General features: G+C 71.8%; 28 protein-coding genes. 10 read left to right on the top strand and 18 right to left on the bottom strand.

The window, feature by feature from the left end:
- Positions 1-4 precede the first annotated feature (4 nt).
- Genes FFT09_RS18590 through FFT09_RS18560 form a run of 7 tightly spaced genes read left to right on the top strand, consistent with a single transcriptional unit; the run spans position 5 to position 6,687 of the window.
- On the top strand, positions 5-337 hold the full coding sequence (locus FFT09_RS18590) for a DUF6385 domain-containing protein (RefSeq protein ID WP_024875777.1): 333 nt from the start codon (positions 5-7) through the stop codon (positions 335-337).
- A 60-nt stretch (positions 338-397) separates the two neighbouring features.
- The gene (locus FFT09_RS18585) at positions 398-1,870 is read left to right on the top strand and encodes an ABC transporter substrate-binding protein (RefSeq protein WP_244231412.1); all 1,473 of its coding nucleotides are present in this window, start codon (positions 398-400) and stop codon (positions 1,868-1,870) included.
- 10 nt (positions 1,871-1,880) lie between these two features.
- Complete coding sequence (locus FFT09_RS18580; RefSeq protein WP_138383467.1) at positions 1,881-2,957, top strand: LacI family DNA-binding transcriptional regulator; 1,077 nt, start codon at positions 1,881-1,883, stop codon at positions 2,955-2,957.
- Positions 2,954-3,880 (top strand): ABC transporter permease, encoded by a 927-nt coding sequence (locus FFT09_RS18575; protein WP_081195124.1) that lies wholly within the window; start codon positions 2,954-2,956, stop codon positions 3,878-3,880. The genes FFT09_RS18580 and FFT09_RS18575 overlap by 4 nt, the downstream gene beginning before the upstream one ends.
- Positions 3,877-4,728 carry an ABC transporter permease gene (locus tag FFT09_RS18570; RefSeq protein ID WP_081195122.1) on the top strand — a complete coding sequence of 284 codons (852 nt, stop codon included), beginning with the start codon at positions 3,877-3,879 and terminating at the stop codon, positions 4,726-4,728. The genes FFT09_RS18575 and FFT09_RS18570 overlap by 4 nt, the downstream gene beginning before the upstream one ends.
- A complete protein-coding gene (locus FFT09_RS18565) occupies positions 4,725-5,714 on the top strand; it encodes an ABC transporter ATP-binding protein (protein WP_138383466.1) in 990 nt (329 codons plus the stop codon). The genes FFT09_RS18570 and FFT09_RS18565 overlap by 4 nt, the downstream gene beginning before the upstream one ends.
- Complete coding sequence (locus FFT09_RS18560) at positions 5,683-6,687, top strand: ABC transporter ATP-binding protein (RefSeq protein ID WP_138383465.1); 1,005 nt, start codon at positions 5,683-5,685, stop codon at positions 6,685-6,687. The genes FFT09_RS18565 and FFT09_RS18560 overlap by 32 nt, the downstream gene beginning before the upstream one ends.
- Here the strand turns inward: FFT09_RS18560 and FFT09_RS18555 are convergent.
- A complete protein-coding gene (locus tag FFT09_RS18555; protein ID WP_176218358.1) occupies positions 6,657-7,286 on the bottom strand; it encodes a class F sortase in 630 nt (209 codons plus the stop codon). The genes FFT09_RS18560 and FFT09_RS18555 overlap by 31 nt on opposite strands.
- A gap of 11 nt (positions 7,287-7,297) precedes the next feature.
- Positions 7,298-7,768 (bottom strand): hypothetical protein, encoded by a 471-nt coding sequence (locus tag FFT09_RS18550; RefSeq protein ID WP_138383464.1) that lies wholly within the window; start codon positions 7,766-7,768, stop codon positions 7,298-7,300.
- A gap of 244 nt (positions 7,769-8,012) precedes the next feature.
- Between FFT09_RS18550 and FFT09_RS18545 the strand changes: the two genes are divergently transcribed.
- The gene (locus FFT09_RS18545) at positions 8,013-8,438 is read left to right on the top strand and encodes a DUF6098 family protein (RefSeq protein ID WP_176218357.1); all 426 of its coding nucleotides are present in this window, start codon (positions 8,013-8,015) and stop codon (positions 8,436-8,438) included.
- Here the strand turns inward: FFT09_RS18545 and FFT09_RS18540 are convergent.
- Positions 8,423-9,094 carry a response regulator transcription factor gene (locus tag FFT09_RS18540; RefSeq protein ID WP_081195112.1) on the bottom strand — a complete coding sequence of 224 codons (672 nt, stop codon included), beginning with the start codon at positions 9,092-9,094 and terminating at the stop codon, positions 8,423-8,425. The genes FFT09_RS18545 and FFT09_RS18540 overlap by 16 nt on opposite strands.
- Complete coding sequence (locus FFT09_RS18535; protein ID WP_138383463.1) at positions 9,091-10,218, bottom strand: sensor histidine kinase; 1,128 nt, start codon at positions 10,216-10,218, stop codon at positions 9,091-9,093. The genes FFT09_RS18540 and FFT09_RS18535 overlap by 4 nt, the downstream gene beginning before the upstream one ends.
- A gap of 152 nt (positions 10,219-10,370) precedes the next feature.
- Here FFT09_RS18535 and FFT09_RS18530 point away from each other — a divergent pair, with 152 nt between their 5' ends.
- The gene (locus FFT09_RS18530; RefSeq protein ID WP_081195108.1) at positions 10,371-10,592 is read left to right on the top strand and encodes a DUF5957 family protein; all 222 of its coding nucleotides are present in this window, start codon (positions 10,371-10,373) and stop codon (positions 10,590-10,592) included.
- The gene (locus FFT09_RS18525) at positions 10,592-12,121 is read left to right on the top strand and encodes a multicopper oxidase family protein (RefSeq protein WP_138383462.1); all 1,530 of its coding nucleotides are present in this window, start codon (positions 10,592-10,594) and stop codon (positions 12,119-12,121) included. The genes FFT09_RS18530 and FFT09_RS18525 overlap by 1 nt, the downstream gene beginning before the upstream one ends.
- Before the next feature lie 83 nt (positions 12,122-12,204).
- On the opposite strand, the gene FFT09_RS18520 is transcribed toward FFT09_RS18525, so the two are convergent.
- The 14 genes from FFT09_RS18520 to pcaG all read right to left on the bottom strand — a co-directional run bounded on the left by FFT09_RS18520 (position 12,205) and on the right by pcaG (position 26,171).
- Entirely contained in the window at positions 12,205-13,281 is a 1,077-nt protein-coding gene (locus tag FFT09_RS18520) for an NAD(P)-binding domain-containing protein (RefSeq protein ID WP_138383461.1), read from the bottom strand.
- 109 nt (positions 13,282-13,390) lie between these two features.
- Entirely contained in the window at positions 13,391-14,104 is a 714-nt protein-coding gene (locus tag FFT09_RS18515) for an SRPBCC family protein (protein ID WP_081195102.1), read from the bottom strand.
- A gap of 124 nt (positions 14,105-14,228) precedes the next feature.
- A complete protein-coding gene (locus FFT09_RS18510) occupies positions 14,229-15,083 on the bottom strand; it encodes an FAD binding domain-containing protein (protein WP_024875793.1) in 855 nt (284 codons plus the stop codon).
- Complete coding sequence (locus FFT09_RS18505; RefSeq protein ID WP_138383460.1) at positions 15,080-17,521, bottom strand: xanthine dehydrogenase family protein molybdopterin-binding subunit; 2,442 nt, start codon at positions 17,519-17,521, stop codon at positions 15,080-15,082. Before FFT09_RS18505 ends, FFT09_RS18510 begins: the two co-directional genes overlap by 4 nt.
- Positions 17,518-18,069 carry a (2Fe-2S)-binding protein gene (locus FFT09_RS18500; RefSeq protein ID WP_138383459.1) on the bottom strand — a complete coding sequence of 184 codons (552 nt, stop codon included), beginning with the start codon at positions 18,067-18,069 and terminating at the stop codon, positions 17,518-17,520. The genes FFT09_RS18505 and FFT09_RS18500 overlap by 4 nt, the downstream gene beginning before the upstream one ends.
- 227 nt (positions 18,070-18,296) lie before the next feature.
- A complete protein-coding gene (locus FFT09_RS18495; protein ID WP_138383458.1) occupies positions 18,297-19,421 on the bottom strand; it encodes an XdhC family protein in 1,125 nt (374 codons plus the stop codon).
- Complete coding sequence (locus FFT09_RS18490; protein ID WP_138383457.1) at positions 19,414-20,529, bottom strand: vWA domain-containing protein; 1,116 nt, start codon at positions 20,527-20,529, stop codon at positions 19,414-19,416. The genes FFT09_RS18495 and FFT09_RS18490 overlap by 8 nt, the downstream gene beginning before the upstream one ends.
- A 24-nt stretch (positions 20,530-20,553) precedes the next feature.
- The gene (locus FFT09_RS18485; protein ID WP_138383456.1) at positions 20,554-21,471 is read right to left on the bottom strand and encodes an AAA family ATPase; all 918 of its coding nucleotides are present in this window, start codon (positions 21,469-21,471) and stop codon (positions 20,554-20,556) included.
- Between the two features lie 44 nt (positions 21,472-21,515).
- The gene (locus tag FFT09_RS18480; protein ID WP_081195088.1) at positions 21,516-22,103 is read right to left on the bottom strand and encodes a nucleotidyltransferase family protein; all 588 of its coding nucleotides are present in this window, start codon (positions 22,101-22,103) and stop codon (positions 21,516-21,518) included.
- Positions 22,100-22,894 (bottom strand): IclR family transcriptional regulator domain-containing protein, encoded by a 795-nt coding sequence (locus tag FFT09_RS18475; RefSeq protein ID WP_138383455.1) that lies wholly within the window; start codon positions 22,892-22,894, stop codon positions 22,100-22,102. The genes FFT09_RS18480 and FFT09_RS18475 overlap by 4 nt, the downstream gene beginning before the upstream one ends.
- A 189-nt stretch (positions 22,895-23,083) precedes the next feature.
- Entirely contained in the window at positions 23,084-23,479 is a 396-nt protein-coding gene (gene pcaC, locus FFT09_RS18470; RefSeq protein WP_279631022.1) for a 4-carboxymuconolactone decarboxylase, read from the bottom strand.
- Positions 23,463-24,248, bottom strand: a complete 786-nt coding sequence (gene pcaD, locus FFT09_RS18465) for a 3-oxoadipate enol-lactonase (RefSeq protein WP_138383454.1) — start codon at positions 24,246-24,248, stop codon at positions 23,463-23,465. Before pcaD ends, pcaC begins: the two co-directional genes overlap by 17 nt.
- Positions 24,239-25,630: a class-II fumarase/aspartase family protein gene (locus FFT09_RS18460; RefSeq protein WP_138383453.1), complete on the bottom strand. Its 1,392-nt coding sequence runs from the start codon at positions 25,628-25,630 to the stop codon at positions 24,239-24,241. Before FFT09_RS18460 ends, pcaD begins: the two co-directional genes overlap by 10 nt.
- Positions 25,623-26,171 (bottom strand): protocatechuate 3,4-dioxygenase subunit alpha, encoded by a 549-nt coding sequence (pcaG, locus tag FFT09_RS18455; protein ID WP_024875806.1) that lies wholly within the window; start codon positions 26,169-26,171, stop codon positions 25,623-25,625. Before pcaG ends, FFT09_RS18460 begins: the two co-directional genes overlap by 8 nt.
- Between the last annotated feature and the right edge of the window lie 218 nt (positions 26,172-26,389).

The raw sequence follows: 26,389 nt of genomic DNA, 5'->3' as shown, positions 1-26,389 counted from the left end.
CCTCATGCGACAGTCACAGGCAGCGGTACTCGAACGTTACCGGGTCCTGCGGGGCGACTTCACCACCGAGCCGTTCGAAGCGGGATGGGCTGGCGAGGCCCGCTGGTTCGTCCAGGTACTGGAGACCTCTCAGCCCTCGACCAGGCTGGTCGTCACCACGCAGCTGTCCCCCGACGGACTGCACTGGTGCGACGCGGAGGTCGAGACCCAGGTGGCCGAGGGCACGACGATCCTCACCTGGCCCGTCCGGGAGTTCGGGCAGTGGCTCCGGATCAGGGGGACCGTCGAAGACGAGGGATCGGCCAAGGTCCAGATCTATCTCACGCTCAAAGAATGAGCATTGGAGACCATCATGGCGAGCACCTTCACCCGGCGTAACTTCCTCAGAATCAGCAGCATGAGCCTCGCGGGTGCCTATCTCGCGTCGTGCAGCGTCGGAGGCGGCGGGCAGAGCGAGGCCGAACAAGCCCTGCGGGCGGCGTTCAGCCAGCCCATCAACGACCTCGATCCGCACGGACCGAGCAGTGTGGACGAGAGCACGCTGCTGGCGGGCAGGCTCATCTACGACACCCTGGTCCGGCGCGACGGCGACCGGCTGGTGCCGAGCGTCGCGACGGCCTGGGAGCAATCCGAGCCGACCACGTGGGTCCTCACGTTGCGCGACGACGTCACCTTCCACGACGGAACCCCGCTCACCGCGCGGGACGTCAAGGCGTCGCTGGAGCGGGTGCGGGACGCGGGCACGGCGCAGTCCGCGCTGTGGACGTCCGTCACCGACGTCGAGGTCACCGGCGACCACGAACTGCGCCTGGTCACCGACGAGCCGCTCGGCACCGTCCCCGTGAACCTCACGCTGCTGTTCATCCTGCCCGCCGACAAGATGAACGCCGACGGCTTCTTCCGCAAACCCGTCGGCAGCGGACCGTTCGCCGTGGAGTCCTTCACTCCCTCCGACGTGCTCGAACTGGTGGCGACCGAGCACTGGTCGGGCAAGCCCGCACTGCCGAAGGCCACGCTGCCCTACCTGCCGGAGACCTCCAGCCAGATCACCGCGCTGCGCACCGGCGACCTCAGCGTGCTGTGGCCCGTGCCGCCGGACCAGGTGCGGGAACTGGAGGGCGCCGACGGTGTGCGGCTGGAGACCGTTCCGAGCTACGCGTACTACTTCACGTGGTTCAACTGCGGGCGTGAGCCGTTCACCGACCCCCGCGTACGCAGGGCGATGTGGCGGGCCGTCGACATCGCCACGATCGTGAAGAACCTGTTCGGTGACGGCGCGGAGCGGATGACCGCACCGATTCCGTCGACCGTGTTCGGGCACGCCGAACAGGAGCCCTACGCCTACGACCCCGACGCGGCCCGGCGGGACCTGGCCGAGGCCGGGTTCGGGGACGGTCTCCGCACGTCGCTGATGTGGTTCTCCGGCACCGGGCCCCTCGCCGACGGGCTCGCCCAGGCGATGATCTCCGACTGGGCGAAGGTCGGGATCACGGTGGAGCCGCAGAACATCGAGAAGGCGGAGTGGCTGCAGCGGCTCAACGCGAAGGACTTCGATCTGGAGCTGCAGATCAACACGGTCACCACCGGCGACGCCGACTTCACGCTCGGCAGGCTCTACGACTCCGCGGCCGACCGGATGGGCTACGCCAACCCCGAACTGGACACGATCCTGCGGGAGGCCCACTCGGTGTCGGACCAGGACCGGCGCGGTGAGCTGTACGCCGACGCGTGCAGGATCATCTGGGACGACGCCGTCGGGATCTTCCCGGCCGCGTTGATCAGTACCTACGGGCTGCGCAGTTCGGTCAAGGGGTTCGAACCCGTCCCGAGTAACCAGCCGGACCTGCGCGGCGTGACGCTCGAAACCTGAGGGGAAGCACATGGGTGAGTCACGGCGGGTGACTCTGAAGGACATCGCGAAGTCGCTCGGAGTGTCCGTCAACACGGTCTCCCGGGCGCTGTCCGACAAGGACAGCGTCGGGGAGCGGACGCGGGCACGCATCAAGGCCGAGGCCACCCGCCTCGGGTACGTGCCGAACTCGATGGCGCGGTCCCTCGTGCTCGGCTCGGCGATGACGCTGGGCCTGGTGATCACCAACCCGTCGAACCCGTTCTACTCGCGGCTGATCAGCACCGTCGAGCAACGCGGCCGGATCCACGGCTACTCGCTCATGCTGCTGGTCACGGAGGAGAGCCAGGGCCTCGACCGCGACGCGGCGGAGACGCTCCTGCGCTGGGGCGTCGACGGCGCACTCGTGGTGCCCGTGCAGGGCGACGGCGAGCACTGGGAACGGCTCGACGAGTCCGGTGTCCCGCTGGTGTGCCTCAACCGTGACTTTCCCTCGCTGGAACTGGACTTCGTGGGCGTCGACTACGAACACGGCGCCTACGAGGCCACCCGCCACCTGGTCGAACAGGGGGCGCGGTCGCTGTGCCTGCTGGAGGAGGACCTGCCGATCTCGCCCGTGGCGGACCGGACGGCCGGCTTCCAGCGGGCACTGGCCGACTCGGGTGCCGAGACGCGCCGTGACCCGGTGCTCTCGGTCCCCACCCGGCGCAGGGAGTCACTCGCCCTGCCGTGGGAACCCGCCGACGCCTACCGGCTCGCACAGGACATCGTCCGGGGCGACGACCTTCCGGACGCCATCATGGTCGGCAACGACTACTTCGCGCTGGGCGTGTACCGGGCACTCGCCGAGGCTGGCCTGCGCGTCGGCGACGACGTGCTGGTCGGTGGCTTCGGCGACCACCCGTTCGCCCCGTATCTCAGCCCCGCGCTGACCACGGTCCGGCTGCCCGCAGCGGAGATCGGCGCCACCGCCGTCGACGTGCTGCTACGGCGGATTCACGGCGACGAAACCGGGACCGAGGCCGAGAAGCGGCACGAACGGTGTGACCTCGTGGTTCGGGCGTCCAGCCGCGTCCTCGAGCACACCAGTGAGGGCAACTCGACATGATCACCTATCTCGCGCGCAGACTCGGCCAGTCGGTGTTCCTGGTCTTCGGCGCGATCACCATCGTGTTCCTGGTGCTGCGGGTCATCTCCGGCGACCCGGCCACGCTGATGCTGGGCGCGCAGGCCACCGAGGCCGAGCTGGCCACGGCCCGGGAGCAACTCGGCCTCAACGATCCTTTGTGGGAACAGTACGTACGCCACCTGGGCGACGTGGTGACACTGGACTTCGGCGAGTCCTGGCGGCTCGGCGGTGACGCGCTGGCCAACGTGCTGGAGCGGCTGCCCGCCACCCTGACGCTGGCGGGCTACGCGCTGCTGCTCACGATCGTGATCGGCTTCCCGCTGGGCATCCACGCCGCACGGAACACGGGCAAGCTCGTGGACCGGCTGGTGTCGTCACTGTCGCTGGCAGGTCAGGCGCTGCCGTCCTTCTGGGTCGGCATCATGCTCGTGCTGATCTTCGCCAGAACGCTGGGCGTGCTGCCCGGCACCGCGGACGGCACCCCCGCGTCACTGATCCTGCCCGCGTTCACGCTCGCGCTGCCGTTTCTGGGCTGGCTCGCGCGGCTGGTGCGCAACGGCACGCTGGAGGAACTGGGCCGGGACTACGTCCGCACCGCGCGGTCGAAGGGGCTGACCGAACGAGCCGTGTTCGGAGTCCACGTCCTGCGCAACACGCTCACCCCGGTGGTGACGGTGCTCGGCCTCGTGCTCGGCAACTTCATCGCCGACGCGGTGATCATCGAGCAGGTCTTCGCCTGGCAGGGCATCGGCACACTGATGATCGACTCGATCGTGCACCGCGACTATGCCGTCGCCGAAGCGGCGATCGTGCTCATCGCCGTCTTCTACATCGGACTGAACTTGCTGGTCGACATGCTGTACTTCGCACTCGACCCGAGAATCACCCTGGAGACCGTATGAGGTCCACGGCAGCCAAGATCGCGCTCACGGTGCTGGCCCTGTTCGCGCTCGTCGCGGTGTTCGGACCGTGGCTGGTGCCCTACGACAGCGTCGCCACGCGCGTCGCCGACCGGTTGCTGCCGCCCGGCAGCACGACCTCGGACGGCGCTCTCGCACTGCTGGGGACCGACCAGGACGGCAGGGACGTGCTCGCCCAGTTCATCGCGGGTTCACGGGTCTCGCTGCTGGTGGCGCTCGCGGTGGTCGCCGTGGGCGGGCTCGCCGGCCTGGCACTCGGACTGCTCGCCGGGTACTACGGCGGCTGGGTCGACTCGCTCATCTCACGCGTCGGCGACATGCAGCTGGCGTTTCCGAGCATCCTGCTGGCGATCCTGCTCGCGGGCGTGCTCGGCCCGAGCCTGCTCAACGTGATCATCGCGCTGGCCGTCACCCGGTGGGTGATCTTCGCCAGGGTGGTACGGGGGTCCGCGCTGGCGGCCCGCAACCGCGAGTTCGTCGACTCGGCCAGGGTGATGGGCGCGAGTGACGTCCGGATCATGACCCGCTACATCTTCCCGTCGTGCGTGCAGCCGCTGGTGGTGGCCGCCACCATGCAGGTCGGGCTCACGATGGTGGCCGAGGCCGCGCTGTCCTTTCTGGGGCTGGGCGTCCCGCTGGACCAGGCGTCGTGGGGTTCGACGATCTCCAACGGACGCGACTACCTGGACTCCGCGTGGTGGATCGCGGCCGTGCCCGGGATCGCGCTCACCCTCGTGGTGATCTGCGTCGGCGTGCTCGGAGACGCGTTCCGCGACCGTTCCGACCCCCACACCAAGAACCGGCAGTCGACGACGGCGGTGGTCCGATGAACACGCTTCTGGAAGTATCCGAGCTCGCGGTGGCGTTCGGCGACGTGCGCGCCGTGCGGGGCGTGTCGTTCGACCTCGACGAGGGCGAGACGCTCGCGATCGTCGGTGAGTCCGGCAGCGGCAAGAGCCTCAGCTCGCTGGCCGTGCTCGGGCTCCTTCCCGCGCAGGCTCGGGTGGCGGGCGGCACCGTCCGCTGGGACGGCAGGGACCTGCTGACGATGCCCGACGACGAGCTGCGCCGGTTACGGGGCGAGGAACTGGCCATCATCTTCCAGGACCCGCTCAGCGCGCTGAACCCGTCGCTGACCGTGGGCTACCAGATCGGAGAGATGTTCCGGCGGCGTCGCGGCGCGAGCCGGGAGGAGGCGCGGCGCCGCGCGGTCGAGGCCATGGCCGAGGTCGGCATCCCCGACGCCGGGCGGCGCGCGGGCCAGTACCCGCACGAGTTCTCCGGCGGCATGCGCCAGCGCGTGATGATCGCGATGGCACTCGCGCTGGAACCGCGACTGCTGATCGCCGACGAACCGACGACCGCGCTCGACGTCACGGTGCAGGCGCAGATCCTGCGACTGCTGCGCACGCGGCAGCAGCAGGGCCTCGCGATGATCATCATCAGTCACGACCTCGGCGTGGTGGCCCGCACCGCCCGCCGGGTCGTCGTCCTCTACGCGGGCAGGGCCGTCGAGTCCGGCACGGTCGCCGAACTCTACGACCGCCCCGCGCACCCGTACACCGTGGGCCTCATGGCGGCCAGCCCTTCGGCGCACGACCCGGACCGGCCGCCGCGTCCCATCGACGGTCTCCCACCCGACATCACCGCGCCTCCCGGCGGGTGCGCGTTCCACCCGCGCTGCCCGCTCGCGCGAGAGCGCTGCCGGACCACCGAACCCGAGCTGCGCACGGTCGCCCCGGGGCGGACCAGCGCCTGTCACTTCGCCGAGGAGGTGCTCACCCGTGCCGGAACAACCACCGACGCCCGTGCTTGAGCTCGTCGATCTTGTCGCGGGTTACCGGTCGCGGCAGGGCCTGCTGGGCAGGCGGCGAGACGTGCGAGCCGTCGCGGGCGTGAACCTGACCGTGCATGCCGGGCAGACGGTCTGCCTGGTCGGCGAGTCCGGATGCGGTAAGTCCACCGTGGCCAGAACGGTGCTCGACCTGCTGACGCCCCTGTCGGGCGAGGTACGCTTCGACGGAAGGGCCCTCACCACACTGACCCGCCCGGAGCGCAAGGCGCTTCGCCGGCAGATCCAGCTGGTCTTCCAGGACCCGTACGCCTCGCTCAACCCGACCATGACCGTCCACGACCTGGTCAGCGAGGCCTGGCGCATCCACCCCGGCATCGTCGAGCGCGACCGGTGGGACTCCGAGGTCGCGGCCCTGCTGGAGCGGGTCGGGCTGAACCCGGGCCATGCCTCGCGCTACCCGCACCAGTTCTCCGGCGGGCAGCGGCAGCGCATCTCGATCGCCAGGGCGCTGTCCGTACGACCCCGGCTCATCGTCTGCGACGAGGCGGTGTCGGCGCTCGACGTGTCCATCCAGGCACAGATCCTCGCCCTGCTCAAGCGGTTGCAGGACGAGTTGGGCGTGGCGTACCTGTTCATTACCCACGACCTCGGCGTCGTCCGGCACTTCGCCGACCGCGTCGCGGTGATGCACCTCGGCACCGTCGTGGAGACCGGCGACACCGAACAGATCTACGAGCGCCCGGCACACCCCTACACGCAGGCGCTGCTGTCGGCGGCTCCCAGTCTCGACGACTGGCGCGGCGACGACCGGGAGGAGATCGTGCTGCGCGGTGACCCGCCGTCGCCGCTCGATCCGCCCTCCGGGTGCCGCTTCCACACCCGGTGCTGGAAGGCACGGGATCGGTGCCGGGGCGACGAGCCGGAACTCGTCCACCGCGGCACCGATCACCCGGTGGCCTGCCACTACCCGTCGGAAGAGATCATCGTCGCGTAGGCGACGACGTTGTCGCGGTAGCTCTGCGCGCCGCGGTCGAAGTCACCGCCGCACGTGATGAGACGGAGCTCGGCTCCGCTCACATCGCCGTACACCTTCTCCGTGGGGAAGTCGTCCTTCGAGTACTGCTCCACCTCGGTCACCTCGAAGCGCACCTCGGTGCCGTCGGCCCGGTCCACGAGCACGTCGGCACCGGACCGCAACGTGCGCAGGTCGAAGAACACGCCCTTCTGGTTCTGCCAGTCGACGTGTGCCGCCAGGATGGACGGCCCCCGCTCACCCGGAGTCGGCGAGGCGTCGTACCACCCCACGGTCTCGGCTCCCTCGGGGACCTCCATCGTGTTGTCCGGTTTCAGCCCGAGGTCCACGAAGGTGCCGGTGTCCACCCCGATCTCCGGGATGCGCAGCCGCGTCGCCGGGGAAGGCCCCAGCACGGTCCGGACGTCGTCGGCCTGCGGCACGGCACCGGCCTCGGCGTGCCCGGCGATCGACCGGTCGGTGCCGCCGCAGCCGGTGAGCAGCAGGAGAAAGGCCAACGCCGCCGTCCCCGCCCACCGGCGGACCGGGAGGCGGGGACGGCCGCGTGTCACATCACGCATGGGAAACCGACTCAGAGCAAGGCCGCCAGCGACCCGTCACCGGTCTCGACACCACCGTGCGGCTTCTTGTGCACCTGCTTCTTGTGGTGCTTGTGCTTCTTGTCCTTGTCGTGGTGCTTGTGGTCCTTGTCGTGGTGCTTGTCGCCGTGCTTGTGGTCCCAGTCCTTGTCGTGGTGCTTGTCCCCGTGCTTGTCGCCGTGGTCCTTGTCCCAGTCCTTGTCCTTGTCCCAGTCCTTGTCGTGGTGCTTGTCGCCGTGGTCCTTGTCGCGGTGGTCCTTGTCGCCGTGGTCCCAGTCCTTCTCGTCGTGGTCCTGGCCGCTGCGGGCGAACTCGTAGTCGGAGCACTCGGCGTCCGACCACGACTGCACGGACGTACCGGTAGTGGCGCAGTCGTCCTCGGTCGAGGCGTTCGTGGTGCCCGCAACGGCCAGCGCGGCACCCGCCGCGATGGCGACGACGACAGCAGCTCTGCGAATTGCCATGGTGTAACTACTCCTCGGGTTGCCGTATTCGGATCAGAACAACGGTGCGCTACCCAGTACGCTCCGCGCCCGTATGGCTACAGTGTGCGCAGCAGCGGAGGTCGCCAATCCTTTCCGCCGCGCGTTCCATCCGCGTGAGTGACGAACCGCCCACCGTCAGTCGCCAGATCCGTCCACTCGCGACGGAACGGCAGCGCGACCAAGAGCGATTGACCGGGCGCCAGCCCGGGTACCGCTGTGGGTGATGGCAGCGGACATGGTCACGGTGCGCACGCTGGCGGAGCTGGCGGAGATCACTCGGTCCGGCCGGGCGCCGTACCTGCGGTACTCACCCGGACCGGCGTCGGACGCGCGGCACTCCAGCACCGACCACGAGAGCGGGCTGGCACTGCCGGGCCTGTCGGCGAACCCGCTCGCGCCCCCGGCCTGGTGGACCCTGCCGTTGGAGGACTGGCTGGCCCGGCGGGTGTGCCAGTACCTCCACGAACTCGACGAGGGCGCACGGCCGTGGGTGTTGTCCGGTCGTCAGGTGGATGTCGGTCCCGACAACGAGCCGCTGCTCGTCGACATCCGCCCGGTCGCGTGGCTCGACCCGGAGCTGCTCGACGAGGCACGCGCGCGCTACACGGAGCGACTGAACGCCGGAGCGGCCACTCACCGGGACCGCTGACGCGAACCAGGCCGCACCAGCCCCGCCTCGTACGCGAGATGCACGAGCTGAGCACGGTCGCGCGCGCCGAGCTTGCTGAGCAGCCTGCTGACATAGGTGCGTGCGGTCGCGGGACTGATGAACAGCGCCGACCCGATCTCGGTGTTCGACAGCCCAGCGGCGATCTCGGCCAGCACCTCCCGCTCCCTGACGGTCAGGTCAGCGAGCAGCCGGGGCTCCACCACACCGCGATCGGCCGCCACCACGGCCATCACCCGGCGCGTCACCGACGGCGACAGCAGGGCCTCCCCTTCCACGACCGTCCGCACGGCCGCCCGCAGTTCGTCGGGAGCGGTGTTCTTCAGCAGAAACCCCGCCGCACCCGCCCGCACCGCGTCCACGATGTGCTCGTCGGTGTCGAACGTCGTCAACACGACCACGCGCACGTCACGCAGTGCGTCGTCGGCCGTGATCCGGCGCGTCGCTTCGATGCCGTCCATTCCGGGCATGCGGATGTCCATGAGCACCACGTCCGGCCGCAGCGAGCGCACCGCCGCCAGCGCGCTCGCGCCGTCGGACGCCTCCCCGACCACCGTGATGTCCTCGGCGCGCTCCAGCAGGGAACACAACCCCGCACGCACGAGCTGCTGGTCGTCGGCCACCACCACTGCGATCATCGCAACTCCACGGGAAACACGGCGTCCACCCGGAACCCCGCACCGGGTGGCGACGCGACCGACACGGAACCTCCCAGCAACTCGGCGCGCTCCCGCATCCCGCGCAGTCCCGCACCTGCGGCGTCGGCCGTCGCGGCGTCCCAACCGCGCCCGTCGTCCGACACGCTCACGGTGACCGTGTCGCCGCCGTAGCGCAACACCACCTTCGCCCACGTCGCGTTCGCATGCCGCAGGCTGTTCGCCAGAGCCTCCTGCACGATCCGGTAGGCACTGGTGTCCACCGCGGACGGCAGGGGCACCGCGGTCCCCTCCGTCTCGATCGTCACCGGCAGGCCGCTCTCGGACGTCGCTTCGACCAGAGACGGCAGCTGCCTCAGGCTGCCTGCGGGCGCGCGGGACTCGCCCTGGTCGGCGGGCGAGCGCAGCAAACCCACCGTCGCGCGCAGCTCCCGCACCGCTCCGTCCGCCGACTCCCGGATGACCCCGAGCGCCGACCGCACCACCTCGGGGTCGTCGTCCACCGCCTCGGCCGCGACGCTCGCCTGCACCGAGATGACGGCGACGGTGTGGCCCAGCACGTCGTGAACCTCCCTCGCGATGCGCAACCGCTCCTGCTCCATGCGCCGCCTTGCCCGTGCCTCCTGCTCCACCGCGAGCAGGGCACGGGACCGCACACCGTCGCCCAACGCGATCGCCGCCGCCATCAGCCCGATCGTGGTGGCGAACTCGAACCCGAACAGATACGCCGGATCGTCGCCCTCGGCGAGCCGGAAGGACGTGGTCACCACCAGCAGAGCGGCCGCGACCAGCAACGCCACCCGCGCCCGCCCCGCCTCCGCCGTCGAGTACAACGCGGCGGCCACCGGGACCGCGAGCCCGATCGGCGGATAGTCGGCCATGTAGTAGGCGATGATCCCGGCCACCGTGGCCGCCAGCGTCAACACCGGGTGGGCGCGGCGCACGAACATCAGGGCACCGAGGCCGCCCGCGAACAGGAACGCGGCGGGTTCGGGTCCCCGCGTACCCCCGAGATCCGCCGCGATGGCCATTGCCACCACCCCGAACACCGTCGCCGCCAGCAACGCGTCGACGACGCGTCCGCTGAGGCGTCCGTACGTGCGCACGCCGTCGAGCGTAGCGGGGGTACCCGCCTGGCGATGTCGTCCGCAGTCGAGTCTCCGGACGATGTGGTGTCGCCTGACGACGACATCCCACGACCGGGAAAGCCGAGTTGAGACGGGCGACGACGGCGGCGTGCCGACCTAGCGTCACCGTCATGCGCACTCTCGGAGTGGCCGTGCTCGGAATCTTCGCCGGGCTCGCGGTCGGATTCACAGTATTCAGCGAACTACTCGGACGGCTGGTGGTCGACAACGGCGAGGTGGAAGCGCCCTGGACATTCGTCATCGGCTTCGGCCCGCAACTGACCGCGGTCGTCGGCGGCATCCTCGCCGTGGTGATCGACAATCGGGTGCGCCGTCGCCAGGAGCGGCAGTGATGGCCGCCCCGATGAACCGGCGTACCGCCCTGCGACTCGCGGCGGGCGGTCTGGCCACGATTCCGCTGGCATCGGCGTGTTCGGAACTGGCAGTCCGCGGCGGGGGCAACGTCGAGACACAGGGCAGCGCAGGCGCGGTCCTCCGCTCGGCGGCGCCACTCCCCCGGCCGTTCACGCTTCCCCTGCGCATCCCCGACGTGCTGCGGCCCACCTCGACCCACGACGGCACCGATTACTGCGACATCACCCAACGCGAGGAGCGGCAGGAGATCCTGCCCGGCCTCAAGACGGCAGTGTGGGGCTACGAAGGCCGCTTCCCCGGGCCGACGCTGGTGTCCCGTCGCGGACGCCAGACCGTGGTGCGCCACCACAACGCGCTGCCGGTGCCCACCGTGGTACACCTCCACGGCGGCAAGACCCCGGCCGAACACGACGGTTATCCCACCGACCTCGTTCAGCCCGGAGCGCGACGGGAGTACGTGTACCCGCTGGACCAGCCCGCGGCCACGCTCTGGTACCACGACCACCGGATGGACTTCACCGGTCCGCAGGTCTACCGCGGGCTGGCGGGCTTTCACCTGGTTCACGACGACGAGGAAGACCGGCTCGGACTGCCCTCGGGTGACCGCGATATTCCACTACTGATCACCGATCGCGCGTTCCACGAGGACGGTTCCTTTCGCTACCCCTCCCGCGACCCGTCACTGCGAGGCGAACCGGGTGTGACGGACGACTTCATGAGCGGTGTGCTGGGTGACTGCGTACTGGTCAACGGTGTTCCGTGGCCGGTGCTGGAGGTCGAGGGAGCGCGGTACCGGTTCCGCCTGCTCAACGGATCAAACGCACGCCGGTACCACCTCGCACTCGACCCACCGCCGCCCGGCGGAGTGGCGTTCACGCAGGTGGGTGGCGACCAGGGGCTCCTCGCCGCGCCGGTCGAACACGAGCGGCTGCCGATCGCCCAGGCCGAACGTTTCGACGTGGTGGTCGACTTCTCGGCCTACCGGCCCGGCCAGGAGGTCACGTTGATCAACACGCTGGGGCGCGGCGGTACCCGCGACGTCCTGCGCTTCGTCGTCACCCGCCGCGGGCGCGACGACAGTCGCGTGCCCTCGCGGCTCGCGGAGCTGGAGCCGCTCTCCCGGGACCAGGCGCGGGTGGAGCGCGACTTCGTGTTCGCGCGGGGCGGCGCCGAACACCACGGGACGACCCTGTGGACCGTGAACGGCGAACCGTTCTCCCCCGACCACGTCGCGGCCGAGGTGCGGCCCGGGTCCGTCGAGCTGTGGCGGATCAGGGTGCAGAACGTGGCGCACCCCGTCCACCTGCACCTCGTTCCGTTCCAGGTACTCGACGGCGGCCCCACGACCGCGGGCTGGAAGGACACCGTCGACCTCGACAGCGGCGGACAGGCCGACCTCCTGGTGCGGTTCCCCGAAGACCCGTCCTACGCGGGCCGGTACGTCTTCCACTGCCACAACCTCGAACACGAGGACATGATGATGATGGCGAACTTCGACCTCCGCTGACGCCGTGTCCGCAGCTCCCGTAGCCGTGTCCGCAGGCTGCGTAGCCGTGTCCGCAGCCTGCGTAGCCGTGTCCGCAGCTCCCGTCAGTCGTCGAACTCGGCCAACAGCTCGCGCACCGCCGCGCGACCCGCCCGGTTCGCCCCGATCGTGCTCGCCGAGGGCCCGTAGCCCACCAGGTGCAGCCGCGGCTGGCCGACGACCCGAGTACCCGCCATCCGAACACCGCCGCCAGGCTCGCGCAGCCGCAGCGGCGCGAGGTGGTCGAGCGCCGCGCGGAATCCGGTCGCCCAGAGGATCACGTCGACGTCGATCTCGTGGCCATCGGCCCACCGGACGCCGCTCGGGGTGATGCGCTCGAACATCGGCCGCCGCGCCAGCACCCCGGCGTCCCGCGCGGCGCGGACGTCCGGGGTGAGCGTCAGTCCGGTGACACCGACGACACTGTCAGGGGGCCTGCCCTCGCGCACCGTTCGCTCCACCCGCGCCACGACCTCCCGCCCGAACTCCGGTGTGAACGCGCCCTCGTGGAAGACGGGCGGACGCCGGGTGACCCAGGTGGTGCTCCGGGCGACACCCGCGATCTCGGTGAGCAACTGCACGGCGGACGTGCCCCCGCCGACCACCATGACCCGCGCGTCGGCGAACGGTTCGGGCCCGGGGTAGTCGGCTGTGTGCAGCTGCCTGCCCAGGAAGTCACCCCGGCCGGGATAGTGCGGCCAGAAGGGCTTGTCCCACGTGCCCGTCGCATTGATCACGCCCCGGGCCAGCCAGGTTCGCCCGCGCGTGTCCATGACCCGGAAGCGCCCGTCGGGCGCCCGGTACACCGCACTCACGGTCACCGGCCGGTGTATCGGCAGTGTGAACTCGCGCTCGTAGCTCTCGAAGTACTCCGGCATGACCTCGGCGGCCGGACGGGTCGCATCGCCCCCACCGGGGGCGTCGGCGAGCCGGGCCCCCGGCAGGTCGTACACGCCGTGGACCCGATCCATGCGCAGCGTCGGCCACCGGTGCTGCCACGCCCCGCCCGCTCGTCGGCCGTGGTCGAGAACGACGAAACCCGTGTCGGCCGGCAACCCGGCTCGGCGCAGGAAGTAGGCGGCCGAGAGCCCCGCCTGCCCCGCGCCGATGACGACGACGTCGGTCTCGTGATCAGCCCGCATGCCGGGTGCAACGCCGACGGTTGCCTCCCGCTTCCCCGGCCCGGCTACCGCGACCGCGGACACGGCTACGCAGCCTGCGGACACGGCTACGCAGGCTGCGGACACGGCGTCAGCGGCGGCGCAGCAGTCGCCGCACCGCGAGGAAGGCGACCACGGCCGCCAGGCCCGCGAGCGCCGGAGCGAGCCGCCGGGCCACCGACGCACCCGCGTAGTCGAACAGGTCCAGAGCCTCCGCGTCGCGGGGCACGCTCTCCAGGGTCGGCTTCTCGGCCTGCGCGGCCGTGGCCGCCGCGGGGGCTCCGGTCTGTTCGGCCGTCGCCGCGGCGGGGGGCTCGGCCTCGGCCCGGCCGGGCGTGGTGTCCTCGCCCTTCTCGGGTTCCGGTGTTCCGAGCGTCCGCGCGAGGTTGGCCGCGAAGTCGTCGAGGATCTTGCCTCCGACCTCGGAGATCATGCCGCGGCCGAACTGGGCCGGCTTGCCGGTGACGCTGAGGTCGGTACCCACGGCACCCTTGGTGGCACCGCCCTCGGCAGTGAGGGTGACGGTGACCGTGGCCGACGCCGTCCCGGCACCGCGCGCGTCCTTGCCCGCCGCCTTGATGACGATGGTGCGCGTGTCGGCGTTCTTCTCGAGAAACTCGCCCGAGCCCTTGTACAGCAGTGAGACGGGCCCGAGCTTGACCTTCACCGTGCCCTTGAACGTGTCACCCTCCACGGAGGTGAGGGTGGCCCCGGGCATGCAGGGCGCGACCCGCTCGGGGTCCAGCACTGCCTGCCACACCTCGTCGATGGGCGCCGGAACGGTGAATGCGTGGTCGAGCCGCACGGGCCGACCTCCTTCCTCGGGTCTTCTCGTGTGCCGGGGCCCTGGTCGCCATGGCTGTCCCCGAGGCCACTGTAGCCATATTTCGCTACGGAGCGTGTCCTCGGGGACGCGGCCCTGCCGGTGCTCAGCCCGCGACGGCGGTCGTGATCGCCCTGCCCGTGAGTACCCGCGCGAGGTGCCGTCGATACTCGACGTCGGCGTTGCCGTCGGCCGTCGGGCTCGTGCCGTCCGCAGCGTGCTGGGCGGCCGAGCGCACGACCTCGGCGGTCGCGGGTTGCCCGACCAGGGCCGACTCCACGGCGTGCGCCCGCATCGGCACCGACGCCATGTTGGTCAGCCCGACCCTGGCCTCGGCGATCGTGCCGCCCTCGGTACGGACGGTGGCGGCCACGGCGACGATCGACCACGCCTGCGCCACGCGGTTGAACTTCTCGTACCGCGCGTGCCAGCCGGTGTGCTTGGGCACCCGGACCTCGACGAGGATCTCGTTCGGCCGCAGGGCGGTGGTGAAGAAGTCGGCGAAGAACTCCGCCGCGGGCACGGTGCGGGAGCCGTCCATGCCGCGCACCACCAGTTCCGCGTCGAGCGCGAGCGCCGGAGCCAGCAGGTCGCCCGCCGGGTCCGCGTGGGCCAGCGAGCCGCCGAACGTGCCCCGGTGCCGCACCTGCGGATCGGCCACCGTGGCGGTCGCCTCGGCGAGCAGCCTGGCGTGGTCCGCCACCAGCGGATCACGCAGCACCTCGTGGTGGGTGGTCATCGACCCGATGACGACGGCGTCGCCCTCGTCACGCACGCCCCGCAGAGCACTGATCCGGCCGAGGTCCACCAGCACCGTGGGTGCGGCCATGCGCAGCCGCAGCACCGGCAGCAGGCTCTGCCCGCCCGCGATGACCTTGGCGTCCTCACCCGCCTCGGTCAGCGCCCGCACGGCATCGTCCACTGTGGTCGGAGCAAGGTACTCGAACTGTGCCGGGATCACTGCGCACCTCCGCGTTCCGCGTCCATGGAGCCGAGGCCGCCGCCCGCCTCGGTGCCCGTTCCGCCCGCCGCCTGTTCCCCGGCATGCACGGCACGCCACACCCGCATCGGCGTACACGGCATCTCGATGTCCTGGACACCGAAGTGGCGCACGGCGTCCACGACGGCGTTCACCACGGCGGGAGTGGAGGCGATGGTGCCGGCCTCACCCACGCCCTTGACGCCGAGCGGGTTGGTGGTGGAGCGCGTCTCGGTCCGGTCGGTGGTGAACTCCGGCAGGTCCGCCGCCGAAGGCAGCAGGTAGTCGGCGAACGTGCCCGACATGAGCGTGCCGCTCTCGTCGAACACGGCCTCCTCGAACAGCGCCTGCGCGATCCCCTGCGCGAGCCCGCCGTGGATCTGGCCCTCGACGATCAGCGGGTTGACCACCGCACCCACGTCATCCACGCAGACGTACGAGCGGATCGACACCCGCCCGGTCTCGGTGTCCACCTCGACGGCGCAGAGGTGAGTGCCGTGCGGGAACGAGAAGTTCTCCGGGTCGAACGTGGCCTCGGAGTCCAGCGAGGGCTCGACCCCGTCGGGAAGGTCGTGAGCCGCGAACACCCGCAGCGCCACGTCCTGGATGGCGGTGGACCGGTCGGTGCCCCTGACCTTGAACGTCCCGCCCGAGAAGTCGAGGTCGTCCTCGGAGCACTCCATCATGTGCGCGGCGATCGTGCGGGCCTTGGCCACCACCTTGTCCGCTGCCTTCACGACCGCGATGCCGCCGACGGCCAGTGAACGCGAGCCGTAGGTGTCGAGGCCCTTGTGCGACGATTGGGTGTCGCCGTGCAGGATCTCGACGTCCTCGAACGGCACCCCGAGCTGGTCGGCGACGATCTGGCTCCACGCCGTCTCGTGGCCCTGGCCGTGGGCCGACACCCCGGTGACGACCTCGACCTTGCCCGTGGGCAGCATCCGCACGGCGGCGTGCTCCCAGCCGCCCGCGCCGTAGTCGAGTGCGCCCAGCACGCGGGACGGCGCCAGACCGCACATCTCCGTGAAGGTCGAGATGCCGATCCCGAGCTGCACGGCATCGCCGCGCTCCCGGCGTTCGGCCTGCTCGCGGCGCAGCCCGTCGTAGTCGAACAGCTGCATGGCCTTCTCGGTGGCCGCCTCATAGTTGCCCGAGTCGTAGGTCAGCGTCGCGACCGTGGTGAAGGGGAACTCGTCGTGGGAGATCCAGTTCTTCTCCCGCAGCGCCATCGGATCCATCCCGAGCTCGGCCGCGAGCTCGTCCATGATCCGCTCGATGGCGAACGTCGCCTCGGGCCGTCCCGCACCCCGGTAGGCGTCGGTGACGGTGGTGTTGGTGAACACGTTGGTGCAGGTGAAGTGGTAGGCCGGGAACTTGTAGATCGCGTTGAACATGAACGCGCCGAGGATGGGCACCCCCGGCCCCACGAGGCTCAGGTAGGCACCCATGTCGGCGAGCAGCTCGACCTTGAGCCCGGTCACGGTGCCGTCCCGGGTGGCGCAGATGGTGATGTCCTGAACCTGGTCGCGCCCGTGGTGGGCCGCGACCATGGTGTCCGAGCGGGACTCGGTCCACTTCACCGGCCTGCCGAGCCTGCGGGCCACCAGCAGGGCGGCGAACTCCTCGGGAACGACCGCGAGCTTGCCGCCGAACCCTCCCCCGACGTCCGGGGCGATGACGCGGAGCTGGTGCTCCGGGATGCCGAGTGTGAGCGCGGACATCGTCTTGAGGATGTGCGGGATCTGGGTGGCCGACCACATGGTGAGCTGCGGGGCGGTCGGGTCCACGACGACCGACCGCGGTTCCATGAACCCGGGCACGAGCCGCTGCTGCCGGAACCGGCGGCGCAGGACGACCTCCGATCCGGTGATGGCCCGCTCGACGTCCTCACCGGTACCGGCCTCGGCCGAGTCGAACGTCCACACGGCACTGCGATTGGTGCCGAGGTCGTCGTGTACCAGCGGGGCGTCGTCGGCCAGCGCGTTGTCCAGCCCCAGCACGACCGGCAGTTCGTCGAAGTCGACGTCGATCTCGGCCAGCGCGTCCTCGGCCTCCGCCGCGCTGCGGGCGACCACCACGGCGAGTCCCTCGCCCGCGTAGTTCACGGTCCCCTGGGCGAGAACGGGCCTGCGGGGCCACTTCATGTCCGGGGTGATGGGCCAGGCGCACGGCATGCCGATGGCGCCCTCGGGGTCGAGGTCCTCGGCGGTGAACACGTCGACCACGCCCGGCATTTCCTTGGCCGCCGAGGTGTCGATGCCGGTGATCCGCGCGTGCGCGACGGGGCTGCGCAGGACGGCGAGGTGCAGCATCCCGGGCAGCGTGATGTTGTCGGTCCAGCGGGTGCGGCCGGTGATCAGGCGGGCGTCCTCCTTGCGGCGGCGAGCCCTGCCGATCTCCGGTTCGGCCGTGGCGGTCATTCGACACCTCCCGCCGTGCTCGGCGAGGGCGCTGTCGCCGTGGCGGCGGTGCTCTCACCGCGCTGCTCGGCCTTCGGGCCCGCGCCGGGCCGCATGTGCTGGGCGGCCTCACGGACTGCGCGGACGATGTTCTGGTACCCGGTGCAGCGGCAGAGGTTGCCCTCCAGGCCCTCCCGGACGGCCTCGTCGTCCGGGTCGGGGTTGTCGGACAGCAGATCGAGCGACTGCATGATCATCCCGGGCGTGCAGAACCCGCACTGCAGCGCGTGGTTGTCCTGGAACGCGCGCTGCACCGGGTGCAGTTCGCCGTCGCGGGCGAGCCCTTCGATGGTGGTGACCTCGCTGCCGTCGGCCTGGACGGCGAGCACCGAGCACGCCTTGACGCTCTGCCCGTCCAGATGCACCGTGCAGGCACCACAGTTGCTGGTGTCGCACCCCACCACGGTGCCGACCTTGCCCAGCCGCTCGCGCAGGTGGTGGACGAGCAGGGTGCGCGGCTCGACCTCGTCGGTGTAGCGGGTTCCGTCGACGGTGACGGTGATGCGCATGGGGCCTCCTGTGCTGGCTCGGCCCGCCGGGGCGGGCCGTGTGGAACGGCCGTAGCCGATCACCCGAGTGATCGGCCTCACAGCTAACCCTGCTACGTCCGCGCGATCGCGACAACCCCTGCGCCCCCGCGCACCGCCGCTCTCGCTCGATCGAGCACCCGATTCCGGCGGTGCGACACGATGCGCGGTCGCTCTCACCTGGACGGGTGACGCATCGCGCCGGGACTCTAGCGATGCGTGTCCGTGTGGATGCGGCCGTCGGTGTCGGACAGTCGCCGCCCGCCGCCACCCCAGCGCAGCGCGATGATCTCGGCCGCGATCGACACCGCCGTCTCCTCCGGCGTGCGGGCCCCGAGATCGAGCCCGATCGGGGACGCGAGCCGTTTCAGCTCCGCCTCCGTGAGCCCCGCCTCGCGTAGTCGCCGCGACCGGTCGTCGTGGGTCCGTCGCGACCCCATCGCCCCGACATAGGCCACATCGAGCCGCAGCGCCACCTCCAGCACCGGCACGTCGAACTTCGGGTCGTGCGTGAGCACGGTGACGACCGTCCTGCCGTCGATCCGGCCCGCCTCGGCCTCCGCGCGCAGGTACCGGTGCGGCCAGTCCACGATCACCTCGTCGGCGTCCGGGAAACGGCTCGCGGTGGCGAACACGGGCCGCGCGTCGCACACCGTCACCTCGTAGCCCAGGTAGCCGCCCAGCCGGGCCATCGCGGCGGCGAAGTCGATGGCACCGAACACGAGCATCCTCGGCGGCGGCTCGAACGCGTTGACGAACACCGCCATGCCCTCACCGCGCCGCTGGCCCTCGGGCCCGTAGTGCAAGGTCCCCGACCGGCCACCCGCGAGCAGGCCCCGCGCGTCGTCGGCGACGGCGTCGTCGAGGCGCCGTGAACCGAGCCCGCCCCGCGTGTGGTCCCGCCACACGAGCAGGCGCCTGCCGAGCACGGCGGTGTCGGGATGCTCGACCACCGTCGCCACGGCCACGGGCCTGCCCTCGCGCACCGAGGCGACGAGGTCGGGCAGCTCGGGCATCGACTCCCGGTCCACCCGCTCCACGAAGATGTCGATGAGCCCACCGCAGGTCAGCCCCACGGCGAAGGCGTCGTCGTCGCTGACCCCGTAGCGCTGCAACACCGGTGTCTCGGTGGCCACGACCTGCTGGGCCAGCTCGTAGACCGCGCCCTCGACACAGCCGCCGGAGACGCTGCCGACCACATCACCGTCCGGGCCGACGAGCATCGCCGCACCCGGCGCGCGCGGCGCCGACGAGAACGTGGCCACCACGGTTCCGACCCCGACCGTCTCCCCCGCCTGCCAGCGACGGTGGAGTTCGTCCAGCACGTCACGCATCCGCCATCTCCCTCAGCAGTCGTTCCAGCGTCGCCAGGCTGTGTCCCGCGAGCAGGTGATCCACGTGCGGCAGCACCGCGGCGATACCGGACTGCACCGGCTGGTAGCCCTCGTGGCCCGCGTGGGGGTTCACCCAGAACACGCGATGAGCGAGCCTGCGCATCCGCGCGGACTGCTCGCCGAGCAGGGTCGCGTCGCCCCGTTCCCAGCCGTCGGAGAAGACCACGACGGTCGACCGCCGTGCCAGTCCGCGTTGTCCCCAGCGGTCGAGAAACACCCGCAGGGTCTCGCCCAGCCGCGTGCCACCAGCGAAGTCGGCCACCGCCCCGCCCGCGTCGAGCATCGCGCGCTCGGGATCCCGCTGCCGCAGCTGCCGGGTGACGCGCGTGAGCCGGGTGCCGAGGGTGAACACCTCCACCGTGCCGGGCGCGCCCCGCACCACGACGTGCGCGAACCGCAGCAGGGCGTCGGCGTAGGGCTTCATCGACCCCGACACGTCCACCAGCAGTACCGTCCGCCTCGGCCGGGTGCGGCGGCGGACGCGCACGAGCCTGCCCGGCTCCCCGCCGTCGGCCAGCATGGCGCGCAGGGTGCGCCGGGCGTCGAGCCTGCCCCGGCGTGCGGCGTGGTAGCGCGCGGACGGCCGGGGCGCGGGAACGGGCCGCAGCGTGTCGAACAGCTCCCGCAGGTGCCTGCGCTCGGCAGGCGTCAGCTCCGCGAGGTCGCGGTGGCGAAGGATCTCCGCGTCACTGGCGGCGACGCTGAGCGGCTCGTCACCGCCCGCGCCCTCACTCGCATCCCGCGAGGACACCAGCGCCGCGATCCTCGGCTGGACGGGCACCGACACGGCGTCGCGCCGCCGCACCGGGGGCTCACCCGAGAACCACGCGGCGAACGCCTCGTCGTAGCGCGGCAGGTCGTCGGGCTCGGAGCACAGCGCGATCCGGCCCGCCCAGTAGAGCTGGCCCGGATCGCCGACGTCCACGCACTCCACGGCGGCGAGGTAGGCCTGCACGCGGTGCGCGTCGGCCCGCAGCCCGGCGGCCCGCAGCGCGGCGGCGAACCCGGCGAAGCCGGGCACCGGATCGAGAACCGACGACGTGCTCATATCCCCATTGTGCGCCGTGCGCGCTCAGGACAGTAGCGAGTCGAGCGTCGCCCGCACGCGGTCGGTGTCCTCGCTGTACTTCAGCACCGCCCCGAGCGTCGCCGCGGCAGCGGCCGTGTCCAGCTCGTCGCGGCCCAGCGCCAGCAGCGCCCGTGCCCAGTCGAGGGCCTCCGCGACACCGGGTGGTTTGAGCAGCTCCCTGGCGCGCAGCCGCTGCACCGCCTCGGCCACCTGGCGAGCGAGCCGGTCTCCGATGCCGGGCACCCTGCGGTGCAGGATCGCGATCTCGCGGTCCAGCCCGGGATGCTCGACCCAGTGGTAGAGGCAGCGCCGCTTCAGCGCGTCGTGGACCTCGCGGGTGCGGTTGGAGGTGAGCACCACCAGCGGTGGCGTCGGCGCCCGCACCTCGCCGTACTCGGGGATGGCCACGGCGTTCTCGTCGAGCAACTGGAGCAGGAACGCCTCGAACTCGTCGTCGGCCCGGTCGATCTCGTCGACGAGCAGGACACAGGGTGCCGAAGTGAGCGCCCGCAACAGCGGCCGGGCGAGCAGGAACCGGTCGGTGTAGAGCGACTGCTCGGCGGTGTCCACGTCCAGCCGCCCGCCCTCGGCGGCCTCCAGCGCCCGCAGGTGCAGCAGCTGGCGCGGGAAGTCCCACTCGTACAGCGCCTGCCCGGCGTCGATGCCCTCGTGACACTGCAACCGGATCAGCGGCAGCTCCAGCGCCTCGGCGAGGGCGACGGCCAGCGCCGTCTTGCCCGTGCCCGGTTCGCCCTCGCAGAACAGCGGACGCCGCATGCGCAGCGCGAGGAAGGCGGCCGTGGCCACTCCCTCGTCGGCGAGGTAGCCCACGCGTTCCAGGACCTTGGCCAGTTCGTCGGGCGAGTCCGGTGACGGCGCCTCGGCGGAGGGGCCGGTGTTCACGGTGCTGTCGGCGCTCACACGGCCGAGGGTACTGGCCCGCGACGGCCACCGCGGTCCCCCTGTCAGGGCCGGGAGTCGTCGCCGGGCAGGTCGGCGGGTGTGTCGACATCGGTGCCCTCGGCGAGGTCTCCGCACTCCACCAGGCGTACGTCGTCGCGGCCCCGCAACCACTCCCGGGCGCCCCGGTCGCCGTGCGCGGCGGCGGCGACCTCGCCCCACCACCGGCGGCCGAGCAGGACCGGATGCCCCGGCATCCCGCCGTAGGTCGCTCGCGCCACCGCGTCGACGCCGGTCCGCGAGCGCAGGCGCCGCACGACCTCGGGCCCGACACCCGGCAGATCCACCAGGTGGATCAGCACCGCGTCGGGGACGGGCGAGCGCTCGGTGAGCGCGTGCAGTCCCGCCCGCAACGACGCGCTCATGCCCTGCTCCCAGTCCGGCGCCACCACCGTGCCGACCCGCCCGGGCAGCAGGGTGCGCACGTCGTCGGCCCGCGCACCCAGCACCACGAGCACGGGCTCACACCCGCCGTCGGACAGCGCGCGCACCGCGCGGGTCGCCAGCGGCTGCCCGCCGAGCTCGACCAGTGCCTTCGGCCTGCCGAACCGCCGCCCCGCACCCGCGGCCAGCAGCAGGCCCGCCGTGCTCACGAGACCCGGGCCGAGGGTGCGACCGCCAGATCGGCCTCGATCCGCTCGGCGGTCGCCAGCAGCGACGGCAGCAGGGAGGTCCGCACCGCGTCCTGACCGGTGCGGTGGGCCTGGGTGGAGATGTTCACGGCCGCCACCACAGTCCCGTGCGGATCGCGGATCGGAGCGGCCACCGACCGCAGGCCCTCCTCCAGCTCCTGGTCCACCAGTGCCCACCCCTGCCCTCGGACGGCGGCGAGTTCGGTGCGCAGCGCCTCGGGCGCGGTGAGCGTGTGGGAGGTGAGGCGCTCGAACTCCGCGTCGCGCAGGTAGGCCTCCAGCGCGGGCTCGTCGAGGCCCGCCAGCAGGATGTGACCCATCGAGGTGGCGTGCGCGGGGAACCGGGTGCCCACGTTGATGCTCACCGTCATGATGCGCGAGACCGCCACCCGCGCCACGTACACGATGTCGGTCCCGTCGAGCACCGACACCGAGCACGACTCGTGGACCTCCGCCGACAGCCGTTCCAGGTGCGGCTGCACGACCTCCGACAGCGACAGGCTCGACAGGTAGGCGTAGCCCAGTTCCAGCACCCTGGCGGTGAGCGTGAAGTACCGCCCGTCGGAACGGACGTAGCCGAGGTCGGCCAGCGTGAGCAGGAACCGCCGGGCCGCGGCGCGGGTCAGCCCGGTCGACTTCGCCACGTCACTGAGCGTCAGCCGGGCGGCACCGGAGCCGAACGCCTTGATCACCGCGAGCCCGCGTTCGAGCGACTGCACGTGGTGCGCGGGACGTTCGCTGCCTGCTTCCATGACCGTCCAACCTAGAGCCTCTAACACATTGGCGTTCGATCAGGGAGCGGCGGCCAGGCGGTGCGTCGCAAGGCGGAGGGGCGTCCGCGTACTGGAAGTACGTGGGCTCCTCCTCCAGCGCGGCGAGGCGTCGTCTGGGCGTCGCGAGCCGAACAGACCAATGTGTTAGGGGCTCCTAGTGCGTGGTGATCAGATCTCGCCCATCTCGGCCAGCGTGCGCTGGGCGATGGCGAACGCCTCGTTGGCGGCGGGCACTCCCGCGTACACGCCGGTGTGCAGGAGCACCTCGGCGATCTCGTCCGGGGTGAGGCCGTTGCCCACGGCGGCACGCACGTGCATGGCGATCTCGTTGTGGGCCCGCGACGCGGTGAGCACGGCGAGCGTGACACAGCTGCGGGTCCTGCGGTCCAGCCCCTCCCTCGTCCACACCGCGCCCCAGGCCGAGCGCGTGATGTAGTCCTGGAACGGCCGGGTGAACTCCGTGGTGCCCGCCGCCGCGCGGTCGACGTGCTCGTCGCCCAGCACCTCGCGGCGCACCCGCATGCCGGACTCGTAGGGATCGGGGCCGTCAATCGTGCCGGTCACGTTCGCCTCCCGTGAGGTGGTCGAGAATGAGCGCGCAGAACCGCTCGGGTTGTTCCACGGTGCCGAGATGGGCGGCGTCGGCGACGACCTCGAACCGGGCTGCAGGGATGGCGTCGGCCAGCGGCCTGCCGTGCTCGGCCGGCGGCGTGGCCGGGTCGTCGGCACCCGCGACGACCAGGGTCGGCGCGGTGATGGCGGGCAGGTCCGGGCGCAGGTCCATCGATCCGATGGCCGCGCAGCACGCCGCGTATCCCTCGGGCGGCACCGAGGCCGTCATCCGGTGGTACGCGCGGGCCCGCCCCGGGTGGGCCGCCAGCCAGCCCGGGGTGAACCAGCGCCGCACGCTGCCGTCGGCGATGGCGGCCATCCCCTCGGTGCGCGCGGTGTGCGCGCGCTGCCGCCACATGTCCGGTGTGCCGAGCCGGGCGGACGTGCAGCACGCCACCAGGCTGCGCACGCGGTCCGGCCGGTGGGCCGCCAGCCACAACCCCGTCATCCCGCCGAGGGAGAGCCCGACGACGTGAGCCCGCTCCACGCCCAGCTCGTCCAGCAGTTCCACGACGTCGCCGCCGAGTTCGGCCAGCGAACACGGCTCGGGGGGCACCGGTGTCCCGCCGTGGCCGCGGTGGTCGTAGCGCACCACCCGGAATCCCCGGGACGTCAACGGCTCCACCTGCGGCTCCCACATGCCGAGGTCGCTGCCGATGGAGCCGGACAGCACCACCACCTCGCCCTCGGCGGGGCCGTCGAGCACGTGGTTCACCCGCACTGGTCGTCCTCCCGGCTCCGGTGCCGGGCGAGTGCCCGCTGCACGAACACGGTCGCGCTGCCCAGATACCCGGCCGGATCGAGCAGCCGCTGCGCCGCCTCCCGCGACAGGTGGGCACCCACCACCCGGTCGGCGGCGAGTTCCTCGGCCAGCGGCGTCCCGTGCTCCAGCGCGCGATGACAGCACGCCGTGACCGCGTCGTGGGCCGCGAGCCGCCCCAGCACGGGCGCGAGTTCGGTGGTGACCCGCTCGGCCAGCAGCACCCCGCCACCCCGGTCGAGGTTCTCGCGCATCCGGCCCGCGTCGACCGCGAGCCGGTCGACGCCGGTGCGCAACCAGTGCGCGGCCGAACCGCACACCCGCCACAGCTGGATCAGCGGCCACCACTCGGCATGCCACGCCCCCGCCGCGCGCTGGTTCTCGTGTTCCGCCGCGGCGAACAGGTCGGCCACCAGCCCCGGCGCCTGCTTGGCACACGCCAGCGCCGACACCGCCGCCACCGGGTTGCGCTTGTGCGGCATGGTAGACGAGCCGCCGCTTCCGGCCGGGCCCTCCTCGCGGAGCTCACCGACGTCGCTCTGCGCGAGCGCGACGACCGAGCGCGCCACACCCGAGATCGCGCCCGCGACCTCGCCCAGGGCACCCACGAGCCGCAGCACCGGCGTGCGGTCCGAGTGCCACGGCAACGCGGGCTCGGCCAGCCCCAGCCGTGCGGCGAGCGCGCTCAGCACCGCCGTGCCGTGCTCGCCCAGGGACGCGAGCGTGCCCGCCGCTCCCCCGAGCTGCACCGGGAACCGGAGCGCGGCCAGTTCCTCCGCCGCCGCGTCCAGCGACGTGAGCCACCCGGCGGCCGTCACCCCGAACGTGACGGGCAGCGCGTACTGCGACAACGTCCGTCCCACCTGGACCGTCGCCGCGTGTTCGGCGGCCAGCACCGCGAGCCGGTCGGCAGTGGCCCGCAGCTCGCCGAGCAGCGGGTCCCTCGCCCGCGCCGACACCAGCATCGCGGCGGTGTCCATCACGTCCTGGCTCGTCGCGCCCCGGTGTACGTGCCGGGCGGCCTCGCGGTCACGACCGGCGACCCGCTCGGTCAGCGCCCGCACCAGCGGCGCGGCCGGATTGCCGGACTTCGCGGCGGCGGCTCCCAGTTCGGCGAGGTCGTAGTCGTCCTCGCAGGACAGGGCGATGTGCCGCGCGTGGTGCCAGGGCAGCAGTCCCACGTCGGCCTGCGCCGCCGCGAGCGCCGACTCGAAGTCGAGCATGCCCCGCAGCCACGTGTCGTCGCCCACCTGCCGCGCCACCGGCCCCGCGGCCACCAGCGGGTCGAACAGCGCCGACGCGCGGACCGGTTCGGGGTGCGGCTCGGACGGCGGCTCAGACATCGAAGAACACTGTCTCGCCGTCGCCCTGCAAGCGCACGTCGAAGCGGTAGCCGTCGTCGGCGCGGCGGGCGAGCAGCGTGTGGCGGCGCCGCTCCGGCACCGACGCCAGCACCGGGTCGGCCGCGTTCGCCTCGGCGAAGTCCGGGAAGTACACGCGCGTCACCACCCGGTGCAGCAGCCCGCGCGCGAACACCGACATGTCGATGTGCGGCGCCTGGCCCGGCACAGCCCCGGGCAGCAGCGTGCGGATCGCGTACTCGCCGTCGCCGTTCGTGGGACAGCGGCCGAACCCGCGGAAACCCGGCCGGGCACCCCTGGGATCGCCTGGATGATCGAACCGGCCCTCCGGGTCCGCCTGCCAGGTCTCGATCAAGGCATCCGGCACCAGCGCACCGTCGCCGTCGGTGACCACACCACGCAGCCACACCGCGCCCGCCGTGCCCTCCGGCACCACCGTCGGGCCGTCCTCCCACGGCAGCCCGATGGACAGGTACGGACCGACCGTCTGGGAGGGAGTCGAGAGGAACCTCGCCTGGCTCATTCGTCCTCCTGTGCCTTGCGGGACACCCTCCCCTGCTGCGGCAGCCCAGTGTGCCGCAGCGGGGGCCCAACCCGGTCGGACTCCACGAGCCCACCACCAGCCTGGCTCATTCGTCCTCCTGTGCCTTGCGGGACACCCGCACCCGGTCGGACTCCACGAGCCCACCACCAGCCTGGCTCATTCGTCCTCCTGTGCCTTGCGGGACACCCGCACCCGGT

This window comes from Saccharomonospora piscinae (genome assembly GCF_005862235.1).
GTDB lineage: Bacteria > Actinomycetota > Actinomycetes > Mycobacteriales > Pseudonocardiaceae > Saccharomonospora > Saccharomonospora piscinae.
This window is presented reverse-complemented; position numbering and strand designations above follow the sequence as displayed.